Annotated in this window: 9 protein-coding genes; 6 read left to right on the plus strand and 3 right to left on the minus strand. The window is 71.0% G+C overall.

The window, feature by feature from the left end:
- The 3 genes from QMK28_RS23405 to eccE all read right to left on the minus strand — a co-directional run.
- The coding region (locus QMK28_RS23405) for an SCO5717 family growth-regulating ATPase (RefSeq protein WP_326441179.1) at positions 1-1501 on the minus strand (1501 nt) is incomplete at its 3' end.
- A 383-nt stretch (positions 1502-1884) separates the two neighbouring features.
- Complete coding sequence (locus QMK28_RS23410) at positions 1885-2604, minus strand: hypothetical protein (RefSeq protein ID WP_326441181.1); 720 nt, start codon at positions 2602-2604, stop codon at positions 1885-1887.
- Positions 2605-2735: 131 nt separating this feature from the next.
- The gene (gene eccE / locus QMK28_RS23415; protein WP_326441183.1) at positions 2736-3995 is read right to left on the minus strand and encodes a type VII secretion protein EccE; all 1260 of its coding nucleotides are present in this window, start codon (positions 3993-3995) and stop codon (positions 2736-2738) included.
- A gap of 180 nt (positions 3996-4175) precedes the next feature.
- Here eccE and eccB point away from each other — a divergent pair, with 180 nt between their 5' ends.
- The 6 genes from eccB to QMK28_RS23445 all read left to right on the plus strand — a co-directional run bounded on the left by eccB (position 4176) and on the right by QMK28_RS23445 (position 12327).
- Entirely contained in the window at positions 4176-5759 is a 1584-nt protein-coding gene (gene eccB / locus QMK28_RS23420; protein WP_326441185.1) for a type VII secretion protein EccB, read from the plus strand.
- Positions 5760-5858: 99 nt separating this feature from the next.
- Positions 5859-7121 (plus strand): type VII secretion-associated serine protease mycosin, encoded by a 1263-nt coding sequence (gene mycP, locus QMK28_RS23425; RefSeq protein WP_326441187.1) that lies wholly within the window; start codon positions 5859-5861, stop codon positions 7119-7121.
- 17 nt (positions 7122-7138) lie between these two features.
- Positions 7139-8719 carry an outer membrane protein assembly factor BamB family protein gene (locus QMK28_RS23430; RefSeq protein WP_326441189.1) on the plus strand — a complete coding sequence of 527 codons (1581 nt, stop codon included), beginning with the start codon at positions 7139-7141 and terminating at the stop codon, positions 8717-8719.
- Between the two features lie 247 nt (positions 8720-8966).
- Positions 8967-10223, plus strand: a complete 1257-nt coding sequence (locus tag QMK28_RS23435; RefSeq protein WP_326441250.1) for an outer membrane protein assembly factor BamB family protein — start codon at positions 8967-8969, stop codon at positions 10221-10223.
- Positions 10224-10380: 157 nt separating this feature from the next.
- Positions 10381-10824 carry a hypothetical protein gene (locus QMK28_RS23440; RefSeq protein WP_326441191.1) on the plus strand — a complete coding sequence of 148 codons (444 nt, stop codon included), beginning with the start codon at positions 10381-10383 and terminating at the stop codon, positions 10822-10824.
- Between the two features lie 63 nt (positions 10825-10887).
- A complete protein-coding gene (locus QMK28_RS23445; RefSeq protein WP_326441193.1) occupies positions 10888-12327 on the plus strand; it encodes a hypothetical protein in 1440 nt (479 codons plus the stop codon).
- Positions 12328-12402 lie beyond the last annotated feature (75 nt).

Here is a 12402-nt window from a genome sequence, read left to right on the forward strand (position 1 = left end):
GCTGGCCGGGGGCAGGCCGGCCCGCGTCGTGCTGGTCGGCGTTCACCTGGCCGGCTCCCGGCTGGGGGTAGCCGTAGTTGCCCCGCGGTGCCTGGGTGGGCATGGCGGCGGGCAGCGGGGGCGGAGTCGGCGCGGGGCCGGTCGGCGCGTTCGTGCGCTGCTCCGGGGCCTGCGGCGGACCGGGCTGCGCCGGGGCCGTCGGAGGCGGCCACGCGGCGCCCGAGGGCGCGGGGAAGGCGGGAGCGTCCGCGCTGCCGGTCACCGGCGCGGGCGGGAACGGGGAGGGCGCGGCCGGGGCTTGGCCCGGTGCCTGCGCCGGCTCTGATGCCGAAGGGGCCACCGGGGCGGCGGGCGGCGCGGCGGCCGACTGGAAGTGCGGGGGCAGCGGCGGCAGTCCGCCCTGCGGCGGCGCGGGCGGAGTCGGCGGCGCCCAGGCGGCGGAGTCCGCCACCGAGGGCGGCGCGTCCCGGGGCACGGAGTCCTCGGGTGCGACGGGTACGACGGCGTCGGCGGGTTCGTCAGCGAGGGACGCGTTCGTCGGTACGGCGTCGGAGATGTCATCCGGAGCGGCTTCGCCGGAGGCGCCCCCGATGGACGCGGGCTCGGCGGACGCGGGGTCCGCGGAATCGCGGTCGGCGGGCGCGGAAGCCGGTACGGAGTCGGACGGCTCCTCGTCGAAGGCGGCGCGGCGGGGAGCGGGTTCGGCAGGCTCGGGCGCGAGCCCCGTTACGGGCTCGTCCGTCGATCCGGCTGCTGCCCCTGATCCGTCCCCGTCCCTGTGACCGGAACCGGAACCGGGGGTGTCGGCGGGGGCGTCAGCGGCCGAAGTCGCGCCGGCGTCGCCACCGCTGTTCGCCTCGGAAGCGCGCTGGTCGATCTCACGGCGCAGCGCGGAGCTGGAGAACCGCATCGTGGCCCCGCTGAGCACATCGCCGTTCCCGGCGACATCGTCCGCGTTCGCGGCTGCGCCCGTGCCGGCGTCGTGACCGGTATCCGCGGCCGAATCCCCGGCAGCCGCGTCAGCGGGCGGCGCGGCAGGCGCGGTGAACGGCGCACCCGGCATCGCGGCGGGCGGCGCGGAGGGGGCTGCCGCGGGCGGCGCTGTGGGCGGTGCGGGCGGGCCCGCAGGCGCGGGGGCCTGTGGCGGTACGGTCCACGCGGGTTCGAAGCCGCTGCCCGGCGGCAGCCCCGGAATGGGCAGCGGGCTGCCGGAGGGCGGGGGCAGCGTGTAGCCGGGCGGGCCGGCCGGCCCGCCGTGCGCGGAGCTGTCCGTACCGGGCGTCGCGGAGGGCGTCGACCCGGTCCCGGAATCCGCACTCGACCCTGGCGCCGACCCCGAACTGCCGCCCGCCGCGGACTCCGGCGTGCCGGAGTTCTGCGTGTACCAAGCGGGCGGGGTGTAGTCGATGGTGAACTCGCCCGTCTGCTCGGGCTCCGCGTCGGACCGGTCCCCGCCGGGGGTTGTTCCGCCCGCGCGGAGCGCGTCCCGATCGCTGTTCACAATGCCTCCTGAATGTATGCGTGCACCCCTGCACACCGTGGTGGGCTGCCTGCTCCCGGCAGTTCATCCACCCGGCTGGTTCCCCCTGCGGGTGCGGCTGTCGCATTCCTCATGCTCTCCTGCCGCGCCCACGCCCAGCCTAATCACCGAAAGCGCCCGCACGGCAGCCCCGTCCCGTCCGAGCTGATGTCCCGCAGGCCACGTCCTACCCGGCGGCCCCGCCGGAACGCCCGAAAGGTGCGTTAAACAATGAAAGTTCTCCCCTCGGCCGCCGAGCCGAGAGGCTCACCCCGTCCGGCCGGAGAGGCGTACCTCACCCGGCCCGGCGTTCAGCCCGGAGTTCCGGCCGGGACTTCCCATCCGGAACTCCCCGTCCGGAGGGTTCAGTCCATCCGGCGCGGCGAGCCCAGCAGTCCGGTCTCGGCGTCCGTCGGCTGTGTGGCCACGAACTGCCGATCGCGGCGCGTGCACCACAGTGTCACCCCGTCGCCGAGCGTGGACAGCGCGCCGATCTCCGCCTGCGGCAGTCCCATGATCCGGCCGATCTGCTCCGCCTCCTCGGGCGACACCCGCTGGATGCCGACGAGATCGGCGGTCTCCAGCAGCCGGGGCGCGACCGGGCTCATATACGGCAGCAGGGTCAGCACGGACTGCCAGGCCAGCGCGGTCACCCGCCCGCGCGGCGGTCGCAGACCGCAGTCCCGCACGACCAGCACCGGGCTGCTCACCGAAGGGCCCTGCGGCGGTACGCGGCCCACCTCGTGCAGCGTCATGCACTGCTGCCCGCCGCCGGCGGCCTGCACCAGGTTCGTCCAGGCCTGCGGACGACCGCTCTCGACGGCGACCCGCGCGCCCGTTCCGGCGGTCCGCAGCGCGAGCACCTGCGCCGTCCAGAGGCCGCCGACCAACACCGTGTCGTACGGAACGGGGTGGTGGAAGCCGAGCACCGCGGGCCGGTTGCGCACATCGACGCCGATCACCACCCCGTCGTCGCCCACGGGCAGCGACAGCGCGCCGAGTTGTTCCAGCGCGAGCACATGCCGCTCGCGGCGCGGCCCGAGCAGGCCGAAGCCGAGCCGGGCCCGCCGGGGCACGGCTGTCACGGGGGGCACGGGGACACCGGCCGGCACCGGAGCCCCAGCCGGGACCAGGGCCCCAGCCGGGCCACCGGGCGGAGCGGGAACCGGAACGCGAGCAGGGGCGGGGACGGGGGGCGGGACAGTGGGCGTAGCCATCAGCGGGTGCCTCCAAGCGGCAGCGTCGCGAGCACGCCGGGCAGTTGCTCGCGGTCCAGACGCACCAGGCCGACCTTCACGCCCCGCGCCGTACGCTCCAACTCACGTCGGGCCGCGACCAGTTCGTCATCGCTGCGGCCGGTGATCCGTACGTGCCCGCTGAGGGCCGGCGCCCGCCCGGAGCCGCGGCCCAAGGTGAGGCTGAACGTGCTCGCGAGCGCGGGCGACGAGGTCAGCAGCGCGACCAGCTGCGGCAGCTGCGCGGCGCCCGCGCCCGAGCCCAACTGCGGCCAGCGGCGCACCCAGTACGTGGTGTGCCAGCGGTCGTCGCAGCGCCAGGCGCGCGCGGTCTCGACGGTGCGGCGCGCGGACTGGTCGGAGCCGCTCGCCTGAGCGGTCGCCTGCGGGTTCGCGCCGGCCGACGTCGAGACGGCGGCGACGAGTTCGTCCTCGCCCAGCGCGCTCGCCCGGAACCCGGCGCCGGTCAGCCGGCTCGCCAGCTGGTCCACCGCCCGCAACAGGCAGCGCTGGGTGCCCTCCAGGCCGCCGCCGCGCGCTTCGATCGCCTCCCGGCACAGCTCCGGGTCGAGCTTGAGCGCGACCCAGGTCAGCCGCACCGCGGGGGTGCCGGTCTGCGCCTGGAGCGGTGCGTAACTGCGAGCCGCGACCGCCTGCTCGGGCAGGTGCGGCGCGGGCGCCGGCTGAGTGTGCTGCACGACCTGCACGGACTCCAGCCGTACGTCGTCCACCTCCAGCGCGTCGTTCAGCAGCCCGAGGGGCAGCGGGCGCTCGGTACGGGCCGCCCGCAGCGGGGCGTCCGGACCCTGGATACGGAGCACGGCGGTCAGGAAGGTGCCGTCGCCGATCATGCCGATGGAGCGCCGCTCGCCGGTGGAGTCGGTGATGAAGGCGTACGTCCGCAGCGCCGGGTCGCACTCGACGACGGGAGCCAGCGCCGGGTCCGTGTCCGCCGGGATCGGCTGAGCGCCCCTGCGGGCCCGCCGGCGCAGCGCGAGGGCGGTGGTCAGCCACTCCGTCACGGCGCGCTGCCTGCGCCGGGTCACGGCGAGCAGGACGAGGGCGACGGCGACGCAGGCGGCCGGAATGAGCAGCAGCGGATCGACGGCGTAGGCGACGAGCAGGAGCGCGGCGGCGATCTCCAGCAGGACGAGTTGTTGCAATTGGAAAGGGCCGAAACTGCCGGGCTGGGACTGTCGGCGAAGGACGGCTGTGTCCCCCGGGTGCGTCGCGGAAGTCATCCCCGGCAAGCCCCCTTAAGTCGGAAATGGGCCGCTGATACGGGCTTGTTCATGGAGCGATCACCGTACCCGACCGGCGGGCGCCGATCCCCAACCGGCATAGTAGGGGGCCCGTCCGACAGTAGGACCACGGGCAGCACTTGATCACTCGGCCCGACCCACTGGGGAGACGTTCGGAGCATGGCATCACGGCGGGATGAGCTCAACGCCTATACCTTCGCGAAGAAGCGGACCATTGCTGCGTTTCTGCAGCCGTCACCGGTGAGCACGGACGAGGGCGCGCCGCGCCCGCTGCGCGCCGTGCTGCCGAGCCTGGTGGTCGGCGCACTCGTGGCGGCCGGGTTCGGCGCGTTTGGGATGTTCAAACCCCAGGCCCCGGCAGGCTGGTCCAAGGCGAAGGCGCACGTCATCGTGGGCAGCGATTCGACGACGCGGTACGTCGTTCTGAAGACGAACGGGAAGAACCAACTTCACCCGGTGCTCAACTTCGCATCCGCCAAGCTCCTGCTGGACCCGGACAAGGCGGAGGTGATCAAGGTGTCCGAGAAGGAGCTGGACAGCGGCAAGGTGCCGCGCGGCTCGACCCTCGGCATCCCGTACGCCCCTGACCGGGTGCCCGATCCCGAAGAGGCCGGCAAGAAGAAGCTGTGGGCGGTCTGCGAACAGCCGGGCGGCGGGGGGAAGATCGTGCAGAAGGGCGTCTTCCTGTTCGCCGACCGCGAGACGAAGCGGATCGAGAACGAGCACCGGCTGAGCGGCGCCCAGGCCCTCTACGTCGAGGGTCCCGACGGGGCGCGCTACCTCGTGGACCCGGGCGGCACCGCTCACCCCATCGGCTCCACCAAGGGCGAGAAGCGCTCCGCGCAGGACCTGGTGCTGCTGCGCTCGCTCTTCGAGGAGGGCGCCCAGCCCCAGCGGGTCACCGGGGACTGGCTCGGCACGCTGCACAAGGGGACGCCGATCACCTTCCCGCGGCTGCCCGCGCCCATCGGCGGCAAGGCCGGCGTGGACACCCTGCCGGACCGGCTCGACAAGGTCGGCACCGTGCTGAAGGCCAACGCCGGCTCGAAGATGCACAGTTACGTGGTCCTGCCGGGCAAGGTCGCGGCCGTCTCCGAACTCGTCGCGCGTCTGCTGCTGAACAGCCCGGACGCGGGGACGCTGCGGCAGAACGGCAGCGCGGAGCAGGTCGGCACTCAGGCCATCGGTCCCGGCCTGGACACCTTCTACGGCGGGTCCGGCTGGCCGCAGAGCGTCCCGTCCCAGGCCAACGCGGCTTCCTCCAAAGCTTCTTCGGCCCCCTCGTCGTCGTCCCCCGCCGCGGCTTCGGCGGACACTGTCTGCAGCGTCCTGCACGGTCTGGGCGCGAAGAACACCCCGCGGCTGACGACCTGGGCGGGCCCCGACTACCCGGCCCAGATGGTCGACGGAGCCACCAGCGCATACGTCACTCCCGGCACCGGAATGCTCTACCGGGACTTCCACGGAGTGTCGACCAAGACAGGCTCGCTCTTCCTGGTGACGGACACCGGACTGCGCTACGCCGTGCAGACGAACGGCGACAGCAGCGCGAAGAAGTCGGGGATCGGCTCGAACGGCAAGCGGCAGAAGCCCGGGGAGCAGGCCCAGAACCTCAACGACGCGCAGATCAGGCTCGGCTACAAGGACATCGACCCGGTGCCGGTACCGGACAACTGGTCCGCCTTCCTGCCCAAGGGCCCCAAGCTCGACGTCAGCAGCGCCTTGCAATCGCAGAGTTCGTGAGCGGCGGCACCGGAAGACAACAGAAGCCGCCGGCACCGGAGCCGCCGGAGCCACCGGAGCCACCAGCCACCGGAGACAACAGAAGCGGGGAACGCGACCATGCGGGGGACGATGCGGGCGGCGAAGCGTGCCAGAAATGCCGCCCTGCTAGGAGCGACCGCGCTGCTCACCGGGCTCACCGGAGTCTCGGGGCTCGCGGCAGCGCCCGCAGCCGGCGCACAGGACCAGGACGCGCGCCCCGTGCCGGACGGCAGCGGAGAGTGCACGTACCCGACGAAGCAGCAGATCAAGCCGGTGCCGTGGTCCCTGCAACGGCTGGTGTTCGACGAACTCTGGCAGGACACCCGGGGCAAGGGCGTGCGCGTCGCCGTCATCGACACCGGCGTGGACGACAGCAACCCGCAGCTGACGGGAGCCGTCGACAAGCGGGCCGGCGCGGACTACATAGCCAAGGGCAAACGCGGCGACGGCACCGCTGACGCGGTCGGCCACGGCACCAAGGTCGCCGGCATCATCGCCGCCCGTCCGCGGCCGGGCACCGGCTTCGTGGGCCTCGCACCCGAATCGACGATCATCTCGATCCGGCAGAACGACGAGAAGGGCACCGGCACCGCGCTGACCCTGGCCAAGGCCATCCGCCACGCCATCGACGCGAAGGCGCGCGTCATCAACATCTCGCAGGACACCGCGAAGCCGCTGAGCTACGACTCGGACCTGGGCAAAGCGGTCCGCGAAGCGCTGGCGAAGAACATCGTCGTGGTCGCCTCGGCGGGCAACGACGGCCTCCAGGGCAAGGTCAAGCTGACCTACCCGGCCGCGTACCCGGGCGTCCTCGCGGTGGCCGCCTCGGACCGCAACAACGAGCGCGCGCCGTTCTCCCAGACAGGCGACTTCGTCGGCATCGCGGCCCCCGGCGTCGACATGGTCTCGACCGTGCCCAAGGGCGGCCAGTGCGTCGACAACGGCACCAGCTTCTCCGCCCCGTTCGTGGCCGGAGTCGCGGCCTTGATCCGTGCCAAGCACCATGACTGGACCCAGGCTCAGGTCGTGGCACAGATCGAGCAGACGGCGGAGCGCAGCATCAACGCCAACGACCGCTTCGTCGGCTGGGGCGTGGTCGACCCGGTCCGCGCCCTCACCGACGACGCCCGCCCGCTGACCGAGGCGGTCCCGGACCACGACCTCTCCGCAGGCCCCGCGGCCCCCGAACCAGCCGCCCTCACCCTCGGCGAAACCCCCCAGGAACGCACCGAGCGCCTGGCCACATACACCCTGGGCGCCGCAGGCCTCCTGGTCGCGGTCACCGCGGGCAGCGCGATCGTCCTCCGCGACCGCAAGCGCCGCCGCCCCGCAGCCCAGTAGGAAGCGTCGACCATCAGATGACCCACCCCCCACACTCCTCACAGCCGCCGTCACAGCCCCCACAGCCGCCCCGCGCCCCGCTGCCGCCGGAACAGCCGCAGCAGCCCACACCGCACCAGCAGCAACCGCACCCTTCGCAGCAGCCGCTGCCCCCGCAGATGTGGCACACGAACCCGACGGGCAGCCCCGCCAGCGGACCGGCCGCCCCCGGCAACTTCGGGCCGCCCCCGGAGTACGACTCGTACGCCCCGACCCAGCCGGCCTCCCCGGCAGCCGGCCCGCCGAACGCCGCCAAACCACGCCGAGCCGGCCGCACAGCCCTCATCGGCGTACTCGCCTTGGTTCTCCTGGCCGGCCTCGGCGGCGCCGGCTGGGCGCTCTGGCCGAACGACGGCCCGAAGGCCGGAACCCAGGCGGACACCAAGCCGCACAGCGTGAAGGCGAAACTCGACTGGCTGGTGCCCGCTCTGACGGACGACGACGACCGCAACACCGTGGCCCGCCGTACCTGGTTCGCATACGGCAATGTGGTGCACACCTCGAAGAGCGCCGTCACCGCATACGCGCAAAGCAGCGGAAAGAAACGCTGGAGCATCCCCCTGTCCGGCAAACTGTGCGGCGCGGCGCCGCGCGCGTACGGCGACATGACAGCCGTGGTCTACAGCGACGGCACCGAGTGCAGCCAGCTGATGGCAGTGGACCTCAAGAGCGGCAAGAAGAAGTGGGACCGCACCCTCGCCCCGGACAGCACGGGAGCCGTGGACTACACCGACCCCAACATCATGATGCGTAAGTCGGTGGTCTACGTGACCTCGATGGTCGGCACCGCCGTCTACTCCATCGGCCGTGGCGAGCTGGAGGAACGCCCGACCGGCAACGGGAACTACGAGTGCGTCGGAGCAGGAAGCGCCGGAGACGGCCCGTACATCCTCGATGTCGTGGACTGCCAGCTCGGCAAGCGGGGGTTCGTGAGTGGCTTCGACCCGAAGACGGGGAACGAGAAGTGGACTTGGAAGATTCCGGAAGGAGTCAAACTCTTCGGCATCCTCTCGGTGAATCCCGCGGTCGTCCTGGTGGGCGCCGGGGACATCATCAATCCAACCGATGTCATCAGTATCGACGACCGTGGGCGGACACGGGCCAGGACCTCCCTCTCATCGGGACCGTACGCGGTGGGCTGCAAAGTGCCGCTGGACTCGTGTGGTGGATTCGTCATCCACAAGGACACGCTGTATGTGTCGACGCGCGGGAAGGACACCGGTAGTGGCACCGCGACGAATCGCATCGCCGCAATCGACCTGGCATCCGGCAAACCCCGCTGGACCGCCGCAGCCGTCAATGGGCGGGTCGGTACCCCCGTGGCCATGCACGACGGTGAACTGCTCACCTATCAGCCACCCCAGGGCGGCGAGGGCGGCAGATTGGTCACCTTCGCCCCGGCCGACGGCCGCTCATCGGTGTTCTCCAAGCTGCCCGCGGAGAGCAGCGCTGATGAGTCGAACACGGGGGGCAAGACCTACTACCACGGAGGCCGCTTCTTCCTCGTCTCGGACTCGGATGAGTCGTCAAGGCGGCGGCTGATTCTGGCCTTCAGCTGACGGCCGCCCGAAGTCAGCCGGGCTTGGTGCGGACACCGCACGGGCGCCTCGTATCGAGAACAGACCGAGAGCACAGGGAGTTCGACCGGTGTCACAGCCGCCCCAGTACGGACAGCCGTATCCGGTTCAGCCTCCGGCTGCCCCCCAGCCGACACCAGGACCCGCCGCGAGCGCCCCCGGCCCGGCCGGGCCCGCGACCGGCGGCCGGGGCCCGCGTCGCGGACGTAAGCCGTTGATCGTGGCGGTGATGGTGGCGCTGCTGCTGGCCGGTGTCGGCGGCGCGTATGTCGCCCTCGGCGGCGGAGACGACAGCGGCTCCGACACCTCGGGGGGTCGTGCCTCGACCCCAGGTGGCATCGCTTGGCGAGCGCAGCCGCGTACAGAGCCCTCGAAGGGCTCGAACGTCGCCCCCGGTACCTGGTTCACCGAGAAGCTGGTCGTCAAGGCAGAACCGGACATGGTGACTGCCTACGACATCAAGACCGGCAAGAAGGCGTGGGCCTTCATTCTCGACGGCCCGCTGTGCGCCGCGTCCGGGGAATCCGAGGGGGACCGCGCCCTGATCGCGTACGAGTTGGGCGATCACACCTGCCACGGACTGACTGTCATCAACCTCCGTGAGGGTAGCCGCGATTGGCGCAACATGTTCGTGGACTTCACGGAGCCCGGTACCCAGCTCACCCCCGGAAAGTGGAAAACGCCGCCCGCGCTCGCGGTCAGCGGCGGATACGGGCTCGTCAGCTGGTCCGGCGGGGAACGGGTGGTGGACCTCGACAATGGCGACATGGTGCTGAAGACGAAGCGCAAGAGCTGCGGCGGTGTACGGGCGGCCGGGGGCGCCCAGTTTCTGGTCGCCTCGGACTGCCAGTCCCGTTCCACGGTACGCGCGCTGGACCCGGAGGACTGGAAACATCCCAAGTGGACCTGGCGCGCGCCGAAGAACTCGTACCTGCACGAGATCGTGTCGACGACACCGACGGTTCTGGCGACGGGGGACAACTCCACCCGGCCCACCGAACTCACCGTTCTGAGTGAGACCAACGGCATCGAGAGGTCACGCGTCCGGATCGACGAGGAGGTGGAACTGACCGGTTGCGGGGGGCCGGGACCGAGCTGCGTAGGAGTTCTCATCTCCGGCGACGCCGCGTACGTCCAGGGCAGGGGGATGACCTCTGCCTACGACCTCGCGACCGGTCGGCGCCAATGGGCGAACAAGGCCGACGCCGACCGCCAGGGCGTTCCGGTGAGCATCGACGGCGACGAACTCGTGACATACAGCACCGGCACCATCGACCGGCCTGGCCAGTTGCGCTACGTCAACACGACGACCGGAAAGACCGAACGGACCGTCAGCCACAGCAAGTCGAGTCGCAGGGCCGAGTGGGACCTCTGGGACAGCCGTGGTGCGGTGCCGTACCTGAAGGGGAAGCGTCTCTTGCTGGTACAGCGGGGTGTGATCGAATCGGTGGATACCGACGTGATCCTCGCCATTGAGGAGCAATAGCCGCATTCCGGACCGGACCGGCGGTGGGTACTCAGCAGGGGTACTCAGTCGTAGTGAGTCGTATCTCCCTTGTGCGCTTCGCTGTTGGGACTGTCGTATGGGGTGCATAGAGTGACGGGTGACGTCGCAAGTGCAACACGGGGGATAGGTCATGGTCATGCCGAGCAAAGATGCCAAGCATCTTGCGCGCGAAGCCGAGTCCCTGAAGACGTTCAAGGGGCGCGTCGACACCATGCTCGCCGAGTTGGAGGGCTCCAAGGCGTCGCACGGCAACATCGGTCACCAGAAGGTCTCCAGGGCCTCCTACGGCAGTGGTTTCGCCGAGGCCGATGACCTCGCGGCCCTCTACGAGAAGGTCCACGCCCAGCTGGAAACCCTCTCGAAGACCTTCGGCGACCAGATCGAGGCGATGGGCATCGCCGTGCAGATGGCGGACAAGGGCTACACCGGCGCCGACGAGGAGCAGGCGGAGCGCCTGCGCGCCATCCAGCGCCGGACACGCAAGCACTACGAGCCGCCGCTAAAGCCCGCCGAACACGCCCCCGGGACCGCACAGCCGACCCCGGGTACCAGCGCGTCGACCGGTGACAACGACTTCTGAAGTGAAGCCGAGTGACCACACATGATGAGCAACGGGGGGTAGCGCATGGGCCAGGGGAACGGTGTGACGGCGGGCAAGAAGAACGTCACCGCGTGCTACACGGCACAGAGCAATTTCGAGAACGAGTCGCTCGAGCGCCTGCGCGCGATGGTCGCCAACGGCGACCCCAGTGATCTGACCAGCACGGGCAACGCGCTCACGGACGCGGCGAGCAAGATCAAGTCCATCGCCGACGACCTCAGGGGCCACGTGGACCGGGTGGCCTGGAGCGGCGAGGGCGCCGACGCGTTCCGCGAGTGGGGACACGAGCTCTCCAAGGAGAGCATCAAGCTCTCCAGCTACACGGCCACGGCCGGGGACCACATGCTCGCGGCGGGCCAAGCGCTGTCCGAGGCCCAAAAAGCCATCAAGCCCCCGAGCCCGCTGCTCACCCCGGCCACGCCCAAGAAGACCGAAGCGGGGCGACTGCTGGTCGAGGAGCCGATGCGGCAGGAAGCCATCACACAGATGAACCGGCTCGCCTCGTACTACGTGACGTCGAAGGAGACGATCGCGCAGCAGGAGGAGCCGAACTTCCGGCCGTTGCCGTCGGGCGACGATCAACGTTTCGTTGATGAGCGCAGATACGGCTCATCGGGTAGCAGCACCAGGGAATCGGTCACAGGAGCCAGAGCATACGAGCCGTCAGCCTCCGGGGCGGGGAACGGCGGCTCGGGCACGTACACCGCACCGCACACTGCGAACGCAGCGCATGCCGTGAGTGCACCGCACCACGCGAGTGCTTCCCCTGCGGGAATCGACAGGACAACCAGCACGGGGATCGACTCCACTGCCCCGCCTGCCCTGCCGGACTCGGCAACACACGCCGTGTCTGCGTCTCCAGGGAGTGCACCCACCACTCACCAGGGTTCGTCGGTGACGCCCCCCGTTCCCTTCAGCCCCATGGGTAGTCAGGGTGCCGTGCGGTCAGGGCTGCCCACGGGGTCACGTACTGGGGCGGGTGGTCCTGCGCGCAGTGCCGCCGTCGGTCGGCCAGGGGGCTTGGCAGGCCCATCCCGCGGCAGGATGGGCGACGGGGTCATCGGAGGCACTCCGAACCGCAGTGGGGCCTCGACGAGTGCTCCTCGTCCGCCCTATGGGACAGCAGTCGGAGAAGAGCGTGGGCCGATGACCCGTGGTCCGATGGGAACCGGCGGCCATGCGGGTGGCATCGGTGGTGGTACGTCCGGGGGCGGACAGGGCGCCATGGGGCGGCGTCTGGCGTCCGAGCCCGGCGGGACCATCGGCGGGGCTCGGGCAACTGGAGCACGCGGTGGCGAATTCACCCCCGGCGGCTCGGGTTTGGTGCGCGGCAATCAAGGAGCCGGGATGGCACCCAGGAATGCTGCGCCTGCGGCCAGAGGAAATAGGGGTGCCTCCGCAGCGCGACCGGATTTCCTCTCGGAAGACGAGGAAACATGGACCGCAGGGCGTCGCAATGTCGTGCCTCCGGTCATCGAATAGCCCTGACCAAGAGTCATACGAGCGAGAAGGCGGAGCCGCACCGTGCACATGGCCTCACGTGGGATACGCCGCCGG

The sequence above is a fragment of the Streptomyces sp. H27-D2 genome (assembly GCF_035828615.1).
Lineage (GTDB): Bacteria > Actinomycetota > Actinomycetes > Streptomycetales > Streptomycetaceae > Streptomyces.

Coding starts and splice junctions, on each gene's coding strand:
- eccB (WP_326441185.1), top strand. CDS start 4,176: ATGGCATCACGGCGGGATGAGCTCAACGCCTATACCTTCGCGAAGAAG.
- QMK28_RS23430 (WP_326441189.1), top strand. CDS start 7,139: ATGACCCACCCCCCACACTCCTCACAGCCGCCGTCACAGCCCCCACAG.
- mycP (WP_326441187.1), top strand. CDS start 5,859: ATGCGGGGGACGATGCGGGCGGCGAAGCGTGCCAGAAATGCCGCCCTG.
- QMK28_RS23440 (WP_326441191.1), top strand. CDS start 10,381: ATGCCGAGCAAAGATGCCAAGCATCTTGCGCGCGAAGCCGAGTCCCTG.
- QMK28_RS23435 (WP_326441250.1), top strand. CDS start 8,967: ATGGTGGCGCTGCTGCTGGCCGGTGTCGGCGGCGCGTATGTCGCCCTC.
- eccE (WP_326441183.1), bottom strand. CDS start 3,995: ATGACTTCCGCGACGCACCCGGGGGACACAGCCGTCCTTCGCCGACAG.